Consider the following 15,805-nt stretch of genomic DNA (forward strand, 5'->3'; position numbering starts at 1 on the left):
GCGCGAGGCGAAACAGCGGGGAAGCGGGTGATCATACGGGGGGTCCCCCTCCCAATTGCCCCGATGCCGTAGGACGCGGCGACAATTCCCCGCCAGTGCTGCCCATCTTTCTTGTTACCGTTCCCTTTTTCGCGCTGATTGCCGCCGGGTATGCCGCCGCACGTGTGCGCATACTTCCGCTGGAGGCCATTCCCGGCCTCAACGCCTTCGTCCTGTATTTCGCACTGCCATGCATGCTGTACCGCTTTGGGGCGAGCACCCCCATCGGGCAGTTGCTCGACGGCAGCGTGGCCTTGGTATGGGGGCTTTGCGCGCTGTCGCTGGTGGGCTTGGTCGTTGCGTTCACCCGCAATGCGCGCATCGGGTGGAACGACGCGTCCTTTGGCGCGCTGGTGGCGGCCTTTCCCAACACGGGGTTCATGGGCGTGCCCCTGCTCACGGCCATTCTCGGCGCGCAGTCGGCCGGGCCAGTCATCATCACGATCGCCTTCGACATGGTGGTGACGTCCTCGGTGTGCATCGCACTCTCGCGGCTGGACAGCGCGGGCTCGGGCGGTGTGGCGCAAGCGGTGCGCCGTGCGCTCACGGGCATGCTCCTCAACCCCTTGCCGTGGTCGATCCTGCTCGGCGCGCTCGCTTCCGCGACGCAATACAAGCTGCCGGGGCCGATCGACCGCACCATTGCCATGCTGGCCGACGCGGCATCGCCCGCGGCCCTGTTCACCATCGGCGCCGTGCTGGCGCGCTCCGCGATGCTCGCGCATGAAGCGCGGGGCCGTGCGCGCGTGGGGGACGTGCTGCCCGTTGTCCTGGTCAAGTTGCTGGCGCATCCCGTGCTGGTGCTCGGGGTGGCCTTGTCGGCGCGCGCGCTGGGCTTGCCGCTGGGGCTGCCGGCCTGCGTGGCGCTGGTGCTGGTCGCGGCGCTGCCGAGTGCGAGCAACGTCTCGATGCTGGCCGAACGCTTTGGCGCCGACAACGGGCGCATTGCCCGCATCATTCTGTGGACGACGGTGGCGGCCTTCTTCAGCTTTCCGCTGGTCGTGGAGCAGACCGCGCGCCTGCGCTGAGCAACTATTGCGTCAGCACGCCAAGCTTGCGGGGATCGGCGTCGGACAGGAGTTCGCACCGGGAAACGTCGCGGCCCTGCGTGCCGTCGCAGTAATAGGTGTTGTAGACCCGGCCAAACAGCGTAGGTGTGGCCATGAACACGACGCCGTGTTCGGGTTGCCATTTTTCCTTGGGGCCGGCCGTGGACACCGCGACAGGGCCCGCGTCCACCGGCGGTGATTCATCAGAGCCAGCACTCGCTGTCGTGGCCTGCGGCGCATTGCTGCTGTTGAGCGTGGTGGTGAATTCGGCCAGCGTCTTTTGCGCTTCGTCGCCGCGCCAGCGATCGGTCAGTTCGCTCGCCTTGGGCCGCGCGCCCACGGGAATCAGCAGCACGTTGACCTGCGGGCCCCGCCCGAAGCGATGGTCCTTGCCCGCCAGGAAGGCATAGGCACAAGCGGCATAGCACTGGCCGCGGACTTCCGTGTTCACACCCGTGGCGCGAATGGCCTGTGCATAGAGGCCGGCCGCTTCCGCCGTGCCTCCGAGCGAGTCTTCGAAGACGACCGTTTGCACCTTCCCGGTGTTCAGGTGTTCGACAAAGGTTTGCGCCGCACTGCCGTCCAGCATGCCCTGGACCAGCAGGCGATTGCCTTCCAGGGTGAGTTCAGCCGCATGGGATGCTGCCGCGGCGCCGCAGGCGAGGGCCAAGATCAACGAAAGGCGATTCAGCGTTTTCATGGCGTTCCCTTTTGGGTCCCGAACCGTTGTGCGCAATCACTTCGCATAGCTTGCAATCTGCAGGCGTGGCGTCAATCAGTTTTTCAGAATCTTGCGCCTGACGGAGGTTCCCCACACCTGGTCAGGTCTCCGTACGCCGTCTGGCTAGTTCTTCTGTTTTCAATCTGGCTTAGAGTAGCGGACATAACGGGAGCATTTCGATGACGACTGTCTTTCGCGTCGCGCTTTGGCTGCTTTGGTGTTGCACCATGGGTTGGCTGTGGCATGTCCATGCGCTGGGCGCCGGTTTGGCGCTCACGGCATCCGCATTGGGTCTGGGCTTGTTTGCCTGGCCAGGAACAACGGCGCGCCGCCGACGCTCCGGCAACGAACTGCGCTACGTGCAGATGGCCAAGCAACCCATGACCGTTCGCTGACGCGCAGTCATGGGGCGCGGCACTGAAGGGGCTCAGGAGCCGCCCTTCATGCGCTTGAATTCGTTGTGCTTCATGGTGATGTAGTCCGCGCGATCGACTTCGTGCAACTGCAGTGCGTACTGCTCGGTCCCGTCGAACCAGGCGGCCAGGCGTTTGTCCAGATCGGCCGGCGCCGGCGCGTCCAGGTATGAATCAATCGCCAGGTAGTAGCGCATGGTGTTGCGCTCGACCACGCCGCGCACGCCGCCGATGTATTGCGGCTTGCCTTGGCCATCCCGTCCGGTGGCCGTGAATCCCACCTTGTCGCTGCCGATGGTGGCGAGATAAGCCTGCATCGCCAGCCGGGCCGCCGTCCCGTAGGCGTACGAATAGCTCAGGTGGATGAAGGTCTGGTTGTTGGGAATGGGCGTCGCGGTCAGTTCGATTCGATAGTCGCGCGTCGACAGCGGGCCTTCGTCGGCACCGAGCCGAACGTCCAGGTATTCGGGCGACACCGTGGCCTGACGGAAGTTGAACTTGACGACCTGCGCATCCGACATCGGCTGGTCGAACTTGCGCCCCAGCGCCACCGCCAGCATCGGGCTCGCACCGGCGCCCTGCACCTGGCAGTTCTTGGTGTTGAGGTGCAGCATCAGCACTTCACACCAGCTCGGCGCCGTCTTGAGGCCCGCGCTCACCTGGTCGAACGGGTGCTCCACGACGGCGTAGATGTCGCCGGCAAGCTTGCCGGAGGTTTCGGTGGATTCGAGCGCGAGCTTGCGCTTGAAGGGGTTGTTCGCCAGTGCAGACTGGAGTGACTGGAATTTGGCCTGCAGGGTGGCCGCCTGCGCGGCCGCGTCGGGTGCGGGAGCCTGTGCTTGCGCGGCTGCGCCGAACCCCAGACAGGCGACAAGGGCCAAACGGAACAGAAAGCGGCGCGGAGGCGTGCTCATGTGGTTGCACACGATAGCCGCAACGTCTTCCAAACGCTATAGGGCGAACTTCAATTTTCAACGCACTGCGTACAAGCGAGGCCGAATGGAGCGTGAGAAATTGATCGCATCTGCGTGAACTAAGCCTGGTACTTTGGTACTCATGCCCTGCTAGAGTCGAGCGAGGTATCAGGGAGTTACATGCAAGCGACGGAAGTTCGCGTTGAAGAAGAGTCGCGCCTTGTCGCGCCGGAAAAGGACGCCGTTGGCGGCCCCCGCTTGGGTGCGTCCGCATTGCCCGAAGGCACGCGCCTGGGTGGCTATGAAGTCATCGGCGTGATCGGCGAGGGGCGACTGGGCACGGTCTACTTCGCGTACGACGACTTTCTCGAACACGTCGCGATCAAGGAATATCTCCCCGCGAGCGTGGCGGCGCGCGATCCGCTGTCGACCTCCGTCGTCCCCAAGTCGCCGCGCCATCAGGAAAGCTTTGACGTCGGCCTGCGGGGCTTCATCGACGAGGCGCGCATGCTGTCGCGCTTCGAGCATCCCGCGGTGGTGCGGGGACTGCTGACCTGGGAAGGCAATGGCACGGCGTACCTGTCCATGCCATTTGTCCATGGATCGACGCTTGCGCGGGCTTTCGAGGAGTTGGGACGGGCGCCGGACGAGGACGAGTTGTTGCGCCTCCTGCGCCCGCTGCTCGACGTCTTGTCCTCGATGCATGCGGCGGGTCGCGTTCACGGTGACCTGGCGCCTGACAACATCCTCCTGACCGACGATGGCCCCTTGCTGATGGACTTGGGCGGAGGGCGACGCGTACTCGGAATCGTGGCGCAAGAAGCCGGGCCGCTGCTCAATCCGGGCTTTGCGCCCATCGAGCAGTATTCGCAGGACGACTCGCTGAAGCCCGGTCCGTGGACCGATCTTTATGCCTTGGCGGCCATGGTCTACGCCGCGGTGGCCGGGCATGTGCCCACGCCGTCGGTGGACCGACTCGCCGACGATCGCCTCGTGCCGCTGTTCACGCTCGCGAGCGGCCGCTACACCCCGGCGTTCCTGGCGGCGATCGATTCGGCGCTGGCGCTGCGGCCGGAAGCGAGACCGCAAGGCACGGCGGAATTCCTGGAACGCCTGACCGGGAAGTGGGTCGAGGCACCAACGTCGGCTGCAGCCGCGCCGGCGGTCGTGGCCGAAGCGCCGAAGAGCCAGACCCCGCCGCCTTTTGTCCTGGAGCGGCCGATTGTCTTGAAGGAGCCCAAGGCGCGTCGGACCGGGGTGCTTGCGTTGGTCGCGGGCGTGGTCGCACTTGGGCTGGCGGCCATCGGCTTTCAGCAGTTTGGGGGCGACACGCCGTCGGCCGGCTCCAGGTCGACCGTGCCGGGCAGTGTGGAGACGCCAAGTGCGTTGCCGACGCCGTCGGATATTTCAGCTTCCTCACCAAGTCCGGCGCCCTCACCGACTGTTGTTTCGCCTCCGGAACCGGCGCAAACGCCAACCGCAACTGTGGCAGTACCGACGCCAACCGCGCCAGCGCCAACGCCAACGCCAACGCCAACGCCAACGCCAACGCCAACGCCGACGCCGACGCCGACGCCGACGAGAGCACCTGCGCCTGCGCCCGTCGCGGAACCAGATCCGGCAGCGACCCCAAAACCAGCGCCTGCGCCAAGGCGACCCAAGCCACGCGTCGTGCGTGAGGCGGTGGAAGTGCCTCGGCAGGACGAGCCGCCTTCCGTGCCCGTAGCGTCCCATCGCACGCCGACGCCGACGCCGACGCCGGCGCGTGAGCGTGAGCGTGAGCGGGCCGTGAAGCCGGCGCAGCAGGACGCCGGCGTCGCCGTCGCGCCGGCCCCCATCGCACCGGTAGCGCCGGCAAAGAGCGCAGGCGTTCAAGCGCGCTGCAGAGAGATTCTTCAATCGGCTTCACTGGGCGGCCTGCGCGCCGGGGAAGCAAGTTTTCTAAAAAGGGAGTGTAAAAAATGATCAATGAGAAGCCTTCGAGACGACGGCTGCAATCCATGCTCGCCAGCTCGGGCCTTGCGTTGGGACTGGTCTTGAGCGGCTGTGCCGCGCCCAAGGCAACGTCCACCACCGCCGTGTATCCGCTTGACAAGGCCGTCGCACAAGCCACCGCGTCATTGCTTGCACAGGCAGAACCGAGCGCCCTGGGCAAGCTCCTTCCAGCGCGCGGCATCGTCGTGGATCCCATGATCGACGCCGGAAGCGGCCAGCAAACCGAGGCAACGCAGTTGGTTCAGATGCTGGTGTCCGAGCAACTGGGGTCCCAGCCCGGGATCTTCGCGCTATTGCCCTTCGAGCCGTCCAGCATCTCCAAGGCGACCTATCTGTTGACGGGCACATTGAAGCGCCAAGTGGGCAATGCGAGTGCGCCAGTCAAGATCCAGCTCGCATTGACCGAAATGCGCAGCGGAAAAGTCGCGGCGCAAGCCTCGGCCCTGGCGCGAGACGATGGCCTGGATGGCACGCCTGTCGCCACCGAGCAGGACAGCCCCATCCTTCCCACGGACAAGGTCATTTCAGGCTATGTCCGTACCACGGAGACGCCACCGGGCGAGAACGCCGACGCCTATTACATGGAGCGCATTGCGGTGGCGCCGATGGTCAAGGAAGCGGCGGCCTCGTATGCGGCCGGCAAGTATGAAGACGCCCTGAAGCAGTACTCCGCAGCCGCGGCACTGCCCGCGGGCGAGCAGCTTCGCGTGCTCAGCGGCATCTACCTCGCCCAGGTCAAGCTCAACAAGATGGTTGAAGCCGAGCAGACCTTCGGAAAAATCGTTGCCTACGGCATTGCCAGCAAGGAACTCGGTGTGAAGTTCCTGTTCACGCCCGGAACGACCGAGTTCTGGGCCGACCCAGCAGTCAGCGGCCAGTATGCGATGTGGATGGGCCAACTGGCCCGTGGCAGCAGTGCGGCCAAGGTGTGCATGCGCATCGTGGGCCACACCAGCCGCACCGGCACGCAGGAATTCAACGACAAGCTGTCGCTCGATCGTGCGAACGCCATCCAGCAGAAACTGACGACGCAAGCCGCAGACCTCGCGGGACGCACCACGCCCGAGGGCAAGGGCTTCCGCGAGAACATCATCGGTACGGGCACCGACAACGCCGTCGATGCACTCGACCGGCGCGTCGAGTTCAAGGTGGTGCCCTGCGCCTGACGGAGTGACCAGCGGGCTCAGATCGCCTGCGGGTCTACATCCACCAGCCAGCGGATCAGGCCTTTGCCCACAGGCGCCTGCCGCAGTTGGTGGAGCAGGGGCTGGCACTGCGCCAGGAACTTTTGAAGCGCCGCGCGTGAAGCGCTTTCCACCAGCATTTGCGCGCGCTCGACATTGGCGACGCGCTGGATCGTCAGTGGTACCGGCGGGTACCGCGTGACGCGGTCCGCACCCTCCACCCCGTCGGATTCGGCAGCCATCGCGGCCAGAAACGCCTGCGCGATCTCCTGCGAACGCGCGTCGGCGCGAATCAATGCCTGATAGGCAAAGGGCGGCATGCCCGAGGCGCGGCGCTCATCCAGTTGCTGCTGTGCGAAGGCGGGATAGTTGTGCTGTCGCAGCGCGACGAACAGAGGATGTTGCGGATGGTGGGTCTGGATCCACATTTGCGCGCCGCTGCCTTGCGCGGCGAGGTAGGCCGCGTCGCGGCCGGCACGACCGGCCGATTGCATCAGCAGGCTGAACAACCGCTCCGGCGCGCGGAAGTCGCTTGAGAAAAGCGCGCCGTCGGGATTGACCGCCGCGACCAAGGTGATGCGCCGGAAATCGTGGCCCTTGGCGATCATCTGCGTGCCGACCAGCACATCGACGTCGCCGGCGTGCACGGCGGCGAGTTGCTGCTCCAGCGATCCCTGCTTTCGCGTGCTGTCCGCATCGATGCGCGCGATGCGCACCGGCGAGCCGTCGGGACGCTTCACTGGCGCGAAAAGCTCTGCCAGATGCTCTTCGAGGCGCTCCGTTCCGCGGCCGACCGGCGCAATGTCCAAGTTGCCGCAGGCCGGGCAGGCGCGCGGCACGCGTTCGGCCAGGCCGCAGTGGTGGCAGCGCAGCGTTCGGTCGATCTTGTGAAAGACGCGGTGTGCGCTGCAGTAGGGGCACTCGCTTTTCCAGCCGCAGTCGCCGCAAGCCAGCACGGGTGCATAGCCCCGGCGATTCAGAAACACCATGCTCTGCTCGCCGCGCGAGATCCGCTGGCCGATGGCGTCCAGCAAGGCGCCGGAGAGCACGGTCTTGGGCGGCTGAAGGTTCATGTCGACCAGCCGCACCGTCGGCAAGGCGCCCGGGCCGACGATGGAATCTATGCGGGACGGCATGTCCAGCCGCACGTAGCGACCGCCTGGATCGACGCCTTCGGCCGGGCGGCTCAGGTACCAGCTCTCCAGCGACGGTGTCGCTGACCCCAGCACGACCTTGGCCCCTTCGCGCCGGCCGCGCCACACCGCCAGGTCGCGCGCCGAATAGCGGGCGCCCTCCTGCTGCTTGTAGCTGGGGTCGTGCTCTTCATCGACCACGATGAGGCGCAGCATCGGCATCGACGCGAACACCGCCATGCGCGTGCCCAGCACGATCCGCGCGGCGCCGCTGTGCGCGGCGAGCCAACTGGCCAAGCGTTGCGGGTTGGTCATTCCGCTGTGGAGCGACACCACGGCCGCATCGCCGAAGCGCGCCTTGAAGCGCGCCTCCAGCTGCGGCGTGAGGTTGATTTCCGGGACCATCACCAGCGCCTGCGCGTCCGGTTGGCGAGCCAGCAGTGCAGCGACGCTTCGCAGGTACACCTCGGTCTTGCCGCTGCCGGTGCTGCCAAAGAGCAGGAAGGGCCCGGTTTCGGCCTCCAGCCGCGCGAGGGCAAGTTGCTGTTCGGCGCTCAGGACGGGCAGGTCTGCCGGTGCTGGCGCGGCGTCAGCCGTGGGTTTCAGGGTTCCGGACCCGCGCTTCAGGCGCCGCGCGAGTTGAACAGCGCTGAGGTCGCGCAATTGCGGCGGCAGCGCTGCCAATGCGACCTCGCCGATGGCGCGCTGGTAGTAGCGAGCCGCAAAGGCGATCAGGTCACGCCAAGCATCGCTGAGCGGCGCCAACGCGTCGAGCGCGGCGGCGACGGGCCTCAGGGCCATTTCGTCCGGCGCATTCGCTTCGTTGGCCTCGGCGGCGTCCGAACCCCAGACGACCCCCAGAACTTCCCGCCGCCCCAACGGAACGCGAACCAACGTCCCGCGCGCCAGCCGATCGGCGCTGGAATAGCTCAAAACGTCACCCAGCGCGCTGTGGGCAGGGGTTTGCACGGCAATCTCGAGGCGCCAGGTCATGGGGGATGCGTGGGGGCGTTTGTTAAAGCGACTTGGAAAAAAGCGAACTAAGTCATTGATTTGCTTGTGCTTTGTGGATCGTCCAGAGTTTGTGTGGATAACTTTGTTGATATCCCCTCTTGACGGCCGCCGAACCCTTGAAAATCAAGGCTCTGGCTGGAATGCCCGCAAAAAAAGCAAAAGTTAAAGTCTATATAAATCAACAACTTAGGAGCGCTATCGCTTTAGGAGCAATGGGCGCATCGGCTCAGACCATTTTGCGCAGCGCAACACCGCGTTTGTGTATAAGTCAGTCGCTCCTCACCTCTGCACCCTTGACAAAAGTCAAACTGGCGTTCTCACATTACACTTTTTAACAAGTTGTAAGTGGTCGCTATGCGCGGAGTGCCCGAGACTGTGAATGGACTGCGTCCACGAGCGCCGCGACATGGTCAGGCGGCGTGAACTGGCTGATGCCGTGGCCAAGGTTGAAGATGTGGGTCGGACCGGTTTTTGCAGCATCGGCATGCGGTTTTCCGAAACTCCGCAAAACTTTGCCGACCTCGGCAGCGATTTGCTCCGGCGCAGCGAACAAGACGTTGGGATCGATGTTTCCCTGCAACGCCTTGCCTTGGGCGCCTTCGCCAACTCGCACGCGGGCCTGGCCCAGGTTGACGGTCCAATCCAGTCCCAGCACCTCGCAATCGAGCGCGCGCATGTCGTCCAGCCACAGGCCGCCGCCCTTGGTGAACACGATGCGTGGCACGGGCGTGCCGTCAACGCCGTTGCGCCGCAGTTGCGCCAGCACCCGGGCGGTGTAGGCCACGCTGAATTCCTGGAAGGCGCCGTCGGCCAGCACGCCGCCCCAGCTGTCGAAAATCATGACGGCCTGCGCGCCGGCTTCGATCTGGGCGTTCAGGTAGGCTGCAACGGCGTCCGCATTGACCGCCAGGATGCGGTGCATCAGGTCGGGCCGTCCGTAGAGCATCGACTTGACCAGGCGGTAGTCGCTGGAGCCGGCGCCTTCGACCATGTAGCAGGCGAGGGTCCAGGGGCTGCCTGAAAAGCCGATGAGGGGCACCCTGCCGTCGAGCGCGCGGCGAATGGAGCCGACGGCGTCGAATACATAGCGCAGCTTGTCCATGTCCGGCACGGCCAGCGCCGCCACGGCTGCTTCGTCGCGCACCGCGCGGGCAAAGCGAGGGCCTTCGCCCACCTCGAACGAGAGGCCCAGCCCCATCGCGTCTGGCACGGTGAGGATGTCGGAAAAGAGGATCGCCGCGTCGAGCGGAAAGCGCTCCAGCGGCTGCAGGGTGACCTCGGTGGCGTAGTCCACGTTGGTGGCCAAGCCCATGAAGCTCCCCGCTTTGGCACGCGTCGCCACGTATTCGGGCAGATAGCGTCCGGCCTGGCGCATCAGCCAGACGGGGGTGTAGTCGGTGGCCTGCCGCCAGCAGGCGCGCAGGAAGGTGTCGTTCTTCAGGGGAGCAAAGGCCATCCTGCGATTGTCGCAGGCGAGGCCGGCGGAACCGCAGCGATGCTTTCGGTCCTCGGACTCGCCACCTTCAGCGCCCGAAGCGCCGGTGCTCGACCATGATGCAGCGGTCCTGCACCACCTCCAGCCCCGCCGCCTGCGCCTTGGCGGCCGCTTCGTCGTGCCAGATGCCAAGCTGCAACCAGACCGCAGGCGCGCCGATGGCGATGGCTTCGTCGATGACGGGCGGCACATCTTCCGAGTGGCGGAACACGTTGACCAGGTCGATCTTTTCGTGCTGGGCGGCCTCGGTCAGCGTGGCGTACGCCGGTTCACCGAACACCTCGCGCGCGTTCGGATTGACCGGAATGATGCGAAAGCCCTGCGCCAGCATGTACTGCGACACGGCGTGGCTGGTGCGATGCGGCTTGGGCGACAGCCCCACGACCGCGATGGTGCGCGTGCGCGCGAAGAGGGCGCGCATGTCGGGTTCCAGAAGTTCAGTGCTCATGCACACATTGTGGTGCGCTTGTCGCCGGCGTGCAGGCCGGGCGTGCGGCCCCGTGCGCGTCGTCCTAGACCGACTTGTACTTCACCGAGCAGCCGTAGGCGCGGGTGGTCGCGGCGGAGATCGGCTTTCCGCCAAAGGCCTCGCTGAGCGCCTGGTTGACGTAGTTGGTCGCCGTCTTGATGTCTTCCTGCCGGGACGACGCAATGCTGTCGATGCCGCCGGCGTACACCAGCACGCCCTTGGGATCGATGATGAACATGTGCGGCGTGGTGCGTGCGCCATAGGCTTGGCCAATGGCGCCATCGGGGTCCATCAGCGTCGCGGTGGGCGCGGCGGCGCGCTGCTTCATCCACTTGTCCAGGTCGGCGGGCGGCAGGTAGTCGGAGGCGGCGCGCTCGGTGGAATTGATGGAAAGCCACACCACGCCCTTGGCCGTCGCGGACTTCTGTGTGGCGGGCATGTTGCCGCTGTTGTAGTGCTTCTGCACAAAGGGGCAGCCTGGGTTGGTCCACTCCAGCACCACGTACTTGCCTTCGAAGTCCGACAGCTTGTGCTGCGCGCCCTTGGTGTCTTGTGCGACGAAGTCGGGCGCCTTCTGCCCGACGGCTGGCGCGGCGTGTGCGCCCCCGGTTCCCATCAGCAGCGCCGAACCGAGCGCCACGGCGGCGGCCATGATGGCGCGGCGCGATGCACGGGTGAGGGCGGCGCGGGCCTCGCGAGCAGCGCGGGCAGAACGTGCGGCGGAGTTAGAAATGGTCGACATGTGTGTCTCAACTCCCGAAAAAATACTCAACAACGGCGACAGCTTAGCGCTGATTTTTAAGGTCAGGGTTACAACCCGTCGCCACGCATGGTCAAGCGGTATTTCAGAGCGCCTCCAGCGCCGCGCGAACCTCATCCTTGCCCAGGATCTCGGTGAGTACCACCGGGGTTTTTCCGGGCGACTGAAGCACATACACCGGCACGCCATTGCGCCCCAGCGCGGCCAGCGCCGCAGTGATGGCGGGGTCGCGCCGCGTCCAGTCGGCACGCAGCAGGGCGACGTTCCTGGCGTCGAATTGGGCGAGCACCTCGGCGTCGGCCAAGGTCGTCTTCTTGTTGTACTGGCAGGTCACGCACCACGCAGCGGTGAAGTCGATGAACACGGGGCGCCCATCCGCCGCGAGTTCCGACACGCGCTGCGTCGACCACGGCTGCCACCGGTCGGCGGCGTTCGACGCCGGCACGGCCTGCGCCACATTCACGATGTTGCGGCCCATGGTGCCCGCCAGCAGCGCGGTGCAGGCGAGCAGCAGCGCGGAAATGAAGATGCGCGATCGCCCGCGCAAGGTCAGCGACCAGACGACTGCCGCCAGGCACACCAGCAAGGCGAGCAAGGCACCCGCGCCATCGATGCCGCTTTGCTGCCCCAGCACCCACACCAGCCACGCCACCGTGGCAAACATCGGAAAGGCCAGCAGGCGTTGCAGCGTCTTCATCCACGCGCCCGGCCGCGGGAGCAACACGGCGATCGCCGGAACAAAGCCAGCCAGGAGGTAGGGCAAGGCCAGGCCCAATCCCAATGTGGCGAACAGCAAGAGCGCTTCCGCCGCGGGCAGCCCGATGGCAAAGCCGAGCGAGGCGCCCATGAACGGCGCAGTGCACGGCGAGGCGATCACCACCGCGAGAACCCCTGACAGAAAGTCATTCGCCAGCGGATGCCGCACCTTGACGCCCGCCAGCGACTGCGGCGCCATCCGGCCGAACTCGAACACGCCAGCCAGGTTGAGCCCGATCAACGTGAACAGCGCCGCGAGTGCAGCGACGACGGCGGGTGATTGCAGCTGAAAGCCCCAGCCCAGTTGCGAGCCGGCGGCGCGCATCGCCAGCATCGCGCCTCCCAGGGCAAGAAAGGAGACGATCACGCCCACGGTATAGGCCACCGCTGCCCGCCGATGGCCGCGCCGGTCCTGTGCATGGCGCGCAAAGCCGAGCACCTTGATCGCCAGCACCGGGAAGACGCAGGGCATCAGGTTGAGCAGGAGGCCGCCAAGGAGTGCGCCGAGCAGCGCGGCGATGAGGGTGCCGCTGGCCTTGACGGGCGCCGGGCTGACGTTGGCGTTGGCATTCGCCGCCAATGCGGCCCGCAGCGCAGGTGAGATTTCGGTCGTCGGCGCCGGCGCAGTCGCCGCCGGCCAGGTGCCGCTGACCGGCGCTTCGGCACGCCACGCGACCGGCGTGTCACCCGGCCGGGCATCCGTCAGTGCCAGCACCACCGGCATCACTGGGGGACTGGCGCTGCGTTGCTGCGCCAGTGGCACCGTGGCCGTCCACGTGTTGCCTTCCCAGGACTGCGTCCAGTCCTTGCCTGACACGGCGCCGTTGTGAATGACGTCGTTGGTTTCAGGGAAGAACGCCAGCGTGCGGCCGTGCGCGTTGGCAGGCAGGCCATCGACCTTCACCAGCAGCTTGTCGCCCGCGACCTCGATGTGGCCCGATCCGTCCGCCAGCGGCGCCGGCTGCGCGGCAAAGGCCGCCTCGAACTCGGCGCGGCGGCTCGCCGTGGCGCCCTGCACCGGCAGCTTCAGCGCAAACTGGCCTTCTTCCGGAATGCATTCCTTGCGGCACACGAGCCACGAGGCCTTGAGCCTGATCTCGGCCTGCTCGGCACCCGAAGAAAAAAGCCCCGGCTTGAAGTCGTTGGCGACCTGCAAAGGCACTGGCAGCAAGACGGTGTTCTCGTAGCCGTAGTTGGCCAGCGAGCCGATGGGAATCTTCCTGGGCGCCGGCCAGGCGATGTCGCCAGCCGACAGGCCCTTCGGCAAGGTCCACGACAGTTCCGTGGGCAAGCCCGAGTCGCCGGCGTTCTTCCAGTAGGTGTGCCACTCGGGCTGGTGCGTCAGCTGCAGACCCACCCAGACGGGCGCGCCGGCCGTCACGCCCTCGGGTGCGTAGGCCAGCAGTTCAGCCTTGACGTGCGGCGTCGTGACGACGGCCTGCGCGGATGCGGGCGCGAACTGGGCAGCCGCCGGCACGCCAGCCGACATGGCGGCCACCAGGGCAAACGGGGCGAGCAGCGCGCGAAAAAGGGTCATGCGGAGGGTCCGAGCATCAGCACGCTGGCGAAGTTCCGGCGGCATCCGGCTTCAAGCCGCCCAGCCCAGCACGACGCGGCGGGTGGTGGCGCTTTTCTTTTCAATTTTGGTGACGACGACGGGGCCGATTTCCCGCGTGTTCGCCACGTGGGTCCCGCCGCAGGGCTGGAAGTCGATGTGGGCGCTGCCGCCGATGCGGATCGTGCGCACGGTGCCCGTGCCACGCGGCGGCTGAACGCTCATGCTTTTCACAAGGGCAGGGTTGGCGTCCAGATCTGCATCCGAAATGGCGCCGACCGCCAACGGATGTGCCTGCGCCACCAGTTGCGCAAGGCCCGCGGTGAGCGCTTCCTTGTCCAGCGGATCGGTCATGTGGAAGTCCAGGCGCGCATAGTCCGGCGTGATCGAGCAGCCGTTGACGGGTTGCGGCACCAGGTGGCACAGCAGGTGCGTCGCTGTATGAAAGCGCATCAGCTTGTGGCGGCGCTCCCAGTCGATGCGCGCCGTCACCGTGTCGCCCGCACGGAGCGTGGCGAGCGCCTCGTCCTGCCCGGACGCGGGAACGTGAAGGATGTCGTCGGTCGGGTTGCCGTCCGCGTCCTTGGCCTTTCGCGTGTCCACGATGAGCAGCCTGACGCCGCTGGCCGCCACGAGTTCGCCGCTGTCGCCCGCCTGCCCGCCCCCGAGCGGATAGAAAACCGTGCGCTCGAGCACGATGCCGCCTTCGCCGATGCGCAACACCCTGGCCTCGCATTCGCGCAGGTAGGCATCGGAGCGGAAGAGATCTTCGGTCATGCGTCGATGGTAGCGGCGCCGCCTTTTCCGGGTGCGCCGACGCAGGAAAGCGCCTCAAACCGACATCGCCGGCGCATCAGGCGGGCGAGGCTTGCAAATCTCATGGGTTTGGATCGCCGTGCCTTGCGCGGCCAAAGGAGTCGTTTGCGATGAAGCAGTTTTCAAGGTCTACAGCGAGGGCATGGCCCCTCATTCCGGCCGCGCTCTTGGCAGCGTGCCTGGCGGGTTGCGGCGACACAGCCAAGCTGCCGCCCGAGGCGGGCATCGGCCCCACACCCGAACTCCCGCCACCCAACAAGACATTGATCCCCACCGTCAAGGTCGCCGCCGCGACCGGCTGGACAGACACCGCCGTCCCCACGCCAGCCCCCGGCTTCAAGGTCGTCGCGTTGGCGCGAAATCTGGACCATCCGCGCTGGCTCCTGACGCTGCCGAACGGCGATGTGCTCGTCGCCGAGAGCAACAAGCCGCCCAAGCCGGAGGGCTCCCACGATGGCGGCACCGGCGTCGTGGCCCGCGCCCGCGGCGTCGCCATGGGCGTCCTCATGAAGCGCGCCGGCGCCGAGGTGCCCAGCGCCAATCGCATCACCTTGCTGCGCGACGCGGACGGCGATGGCGTGGCCGAGACGCGCAGCGTTTTTCTTGCCAACCTCAGTTCGCCCTATGGCATGGCGCTGGTGGGCAACAACCTTTTCATCGCCAATGCGGACGCGCTGCTCAAGCTGCCTTACACCACCGGCCAGACGACAGCGAGTGCGGCGCCGACCAAGCTGACGGATCTGCCAGCGGGCATCAATCACCACTGGACCAAGAACGTGATCGCGAGTGCGGACGGCAGCAAGCTCTACGTCACCGTGGGCTCCAACAGCAACATCGGCGAAAACGGAATGGCGGCCGAAGAGGGCCGCGCCGCCATCTGGGAAGTCGATCCCCAAACCGGCGCCAAGCGCCTGTTTGCCAGCGGCTTGCGCAACCCCAACGGCCTCGGGTGGGAGCCCGACACGCAGGCGCTGTGGACAGTGGTGAACGAGCGCGACGAAATCGGCAGCGATCTCGTGCCGGACTACCTGACCTCGGTGAAAGACGGCGCCTTCTACGGATGGCCGTGGAGCTACTACGGCGGCCACGTCGATGTGCGCGTGCAGCCGCAGCGACCTGAACTCGTGGCCAAGGCCATTGCGCCGGACTACGCGCTCGGCTCGCACGTCGCGCCGCTGGGCATGACCTTCTCGAATCCGCGCGGCATGCCGCCGGAGTTCGCCACGGGGGCCTTCGTGGGCCAGCACGGTTCGTGGAACCGGCGTCCCCTGTCGGGCTACAAGGTGGTGTTCGTGCCCTTCATCGGTGGTCGTCCGTCGGGCCCGCCCGTGGACTTCCTCACGGGCTTCCTCTCGGCGGACGGCAAGGCGCAAGGCAGGCCGGTCGGCGTGACACTGGACAAGTCGGGCGCGCTGTTGGTCGCGGACGACGTCGGCAACACCGTCTGGCGCGTGTCGCGCACGCAGTAGCGCAGTAGCGCGCGCAAGCCCAC

The 15,805-nt window shown here is 66.4% G+C and carries 13 protein-coding genes; 5 read left to right on the plus strand and 8 right to left on the minus strand.

All coding sequences use genetic code 11. The annotated features are described in order from the left end of the window. Positions 1-95 precede the first annotated feature (95 nt). Positions 96-1,067 (plus strand): AEC family transporter, encoded by a 972-nt coding sequence (locus tag QTI66_RS33735; protein WP_286564737.1) that lies wholly within the window; start codon positions 96-98, stop codon positions 1,065-1,067. A gap of 4 nt (positions 1,068-1,071) precedes the next feature. Here the strand turns inward: QTI66_RS33735 and QTI66_RS33740 are convergent, their stop codons facing one another. After that, positions 1,072-1,788, minus strand: a complete 717-nt coding sequence (locus tag QTI66_RS33740) for a hypothetical protein (RefSeq protein WP_286564738.1) — start codon at positions 1,786-1,788, stop codon at positions 1,072-1,074. Between the two features lie 200 nt (positions 1,789-1,988). Here QTI66_RS33740 and QTI66_RS33745 point away from each other — a divergent pair, with 200 nt between their 5' ends. Continuing rightward, positions 1,989-2,204: a hypothetical protein gene (locus tag QTI66_RS33745; protein ID WP_286564739.1), complete on the plus strand. Its 216-nt coding sequence runs from the start codon at positions 1,989-1,991 to the stop codon at positions 2,202-2,204. 32 nt (positions 2,205-2,236) lie between these two features. Here the strand turns inward: QTI66_RS33745 and QTI66_RS33750 are convergent, their stop codons facing one another. After that, the gene (locus QTI66_RS33750; RefSeq protein WP_286564740.1) at positions 2,237-3,136 is read right to left on the minus strand and encodes a hypothetical protein; all 900 of its coding nucleotides are present in this window, start codon (positions 3,134-3,136) and stop codon (positions 2,237-2,239) included. 180 nt (positions 3,137-3,316) lie between these two features. Here QTI66_RS33750 and QTI66_RS33755 point away from each other — a divergent pair, with 180 nt between their 5' ends. Both QTI66_RS33755 and QTI66_RS33760 read left to right on the plus strand, forming a co-directional pair. Then, on the plus strand, positions 3,317-5,101 hold the full coding sequence (locus QTI66_RS33755) for a serine/threonine protein kinase (protein WP_286564741.1): 1,785 nt from the start codon (positions 3,317-3,319) through the stop codon (positions 5,099-5,101). Then, the gene (locus QTI66_RS33760; protein ID WP_286564742.1) at positions 5,098-6,297 is read left to right on the plus strand and encodes an OmpA family protein; all 1,200 of its coding nucleotides are present in this window, start codon (positions 5,098-5,100) and stop codon (positions 6,295-6,297) included. The genes QTI66_RS33755 and QTI66_RS33760 overlap by 4 nt, the downstream gene beginning before the upstream one ends. A 17-nt stretch (positions 6,298-6,314) precedes the next feature. Here the strand turns inward: QTI66_RS33760 and priA are convergent, their stop codons facing one another. From priA to QTI66_RS33790, 6 genes are all read right to left on the minus strand, one after another. Beyond that, on the minus strand, positions 6,315-8,441 hold the full coding sequence (priA, locus tag QTI66_RS33765) for a replication restart helicase PriA (protein ID WP_286564743.1): 2,127 nt from the start codon (positions 8,439-8,441) through the stop codon (positions 6,315-6,317). Positions 8,442-8,814: 373 nt separating this feature from the next. Then, positions 8,815-9,918 (minus strand): uroporphyrinogen decarboxylase, encoded by a 1,104-nt coding sequence (gene hemE, locus QTI66_RS33770; RefSeq protein WP_286564744.1) that lies wholly within the window; start codon positions 9,916-9,918, stop codon positions 8,815-8,817. A gap of 67 nt (positions 9,919-9,985) precedes the next feature. Next, positions 9,986-10,405 carry a CoA-binding protein gene (locus QTI66_RS33775; RefSeq protein ID WP_286564745.1) on the minus strand — a complete coding sequence of 140 codons (420 nt, stop codon included), beginning with the start codon at positions 10,403-10,405 and terminating at the stop codon, positions 9,986-9,988. A 64-nt stretch (positions 10,406-10,469) separates the two neighbouring features. Beyond that, positions 10,470-11,168 (minus strand): thioredoxin family protein, encoded by a 699-nt coding sequence (locus tag QTI66_RS33780; protein ID WP_286564746.1) that lies wholly within the window; start codon positions 11,166-11,168, stop codon positions 10,470-10,472. 103 nt (positions 11,169-11,271) lie between these two features. Continuing rightward, positions 11,272-13,479 carry a protein-disulfide reductase DsbD family protein gene (locus QTI66_RS33785; protein WP_444815082.1) on the minus strand — a complete coding sequence of 736 codons (2,208 nt, stop codon included), beginning with the start codon at positions 13,477-13,479 and terminating at the stop codon, positions 11,272-11,274. 51 nt (positions 13,480-13,530) lie between these two features. Continuing rightward, the gene (locus QTI66_RS33790) at positions 13,531-14,274 is read right to left on the minus strand and encodes an alanyl-tRNA editing protein (RefSeq protein ID WP_286564747.1); all 744 of its coding nucleotides are present in this window, start codon (positions 14,272-14,274) and stop codon (positions 13,531-13,533) included. A 149-nt stretch (positions 14,275-14,423) separates the two neighbouring features. Here QTI66_RS33790 and QTI66_RS33795 point away from each other — a divergent pair, with 149 nt between their 5' ends. Then, positions 14,424-15,782 (plus strand): PQQ-dependent sugar dehydrogenase, encoded by a 1,359-nt coding sequence (locus tag QTI66_RS33795; protein ID WP_286564748.1) that lies wholly within the window; start codon positions 14,424-14,426, stop codon positions 15,780-15,782. Positions 15,783-15,805 lie beyond the last annotated feature (23 nt).

It is taken from the genome of Variovorax brevis, from assembly GCF_030317105.1.
In the GTDB taxonomy this organism is placed as follows: Bacteria; Pseudomonadota; Gammaproteobacteria; order Burkholderiales; family Burkholderiaceae_C; genus Variovorax; species Variovorax brevis.

Coding starts and splice junctions, on each gene's coding strand:
- QTI66_RS33740 (WP_286564738.1), bottom strand. CDS start 1,788: ATGAAAACGCTGAATCGCCTTTCGTTGATCTTGGCCCTCGCCTGCGGC.
- QTI66_RS33745 (WP_286564739.1), top strand. CDS start 1,989: ATGACGACTGTCTTTCGCGTCGCGCTTTGGCTGCTTTGGTGTTGCACC.
- QTI66_RS33750 (WP_286564740.1), bottom strand. CDS start 3,136: ATGAGCACGCCTCCGCGCCGCTTTCTGTTCCGTTTGGCCCTTGTCGCC.
- QTI66_RS33755 (WP_286564741.1), top strand. CDS start 3,317: ATGCAAGCGACGGAAGTTCGCGTTGAAGAAGAGTCGCGCCTTGTCGCG.
- QTI66_RS33760 (WP_286564742.1), top strand. CDS start 5,098: ATGATCAATGAGAAGCCTTCGAGACGACGGCTGCAATCCATGCTCGCC.
- priA (WP_286564743.1), bottom strand. CDS start 8,441: ATGACCTGGCGCCTCGAGATTGCCGTGCAAACCCCTGCCCACAGCGCG.
- hemE (WP_286564744.1), bottom strand. CDS start 9,918: ATGGCCTTTGCTCCCCTGAAGAACGACACCTTCCTGCGCGCCTGCTGG.
- QTI66_RS33775 (WP_286564745.1), bottom strand. CDS start 10,405: ATGAGCACTGAACTTCTGGAACCCGACATGCGCGCCCTCTTCGCGCGC.
- QTI66_RS33780 (WP_286564746.1), bottom strand. CDS start 11,168: ATGTCGACCATTTCTAACTCCGCCGCACGTTCTGCCCGCGCTGCTCGC.
- QTI66_RS33785 (WP_444815082.1), bottom strand. CDS start 13,479: ATGACCCTTTTTCGCGCGCTGCTCGCCCCGTTTGCCCTGGTGGCCGCC.
- QTI66_RS33790 (WP_286564747.1), bottom strand. CDS start 14,274: ATGACCGAAGATCTCTTCCGCTCCGATGCCTACCTGCGCGAATGCGAG.
- QTI66_RS33795 (WP_286564748.1), top strand. CDS start 14,424: ATGAAGCAGTTTTCAAGGTCTACAGCGAGGGCATGGCCCCTCATTCCG.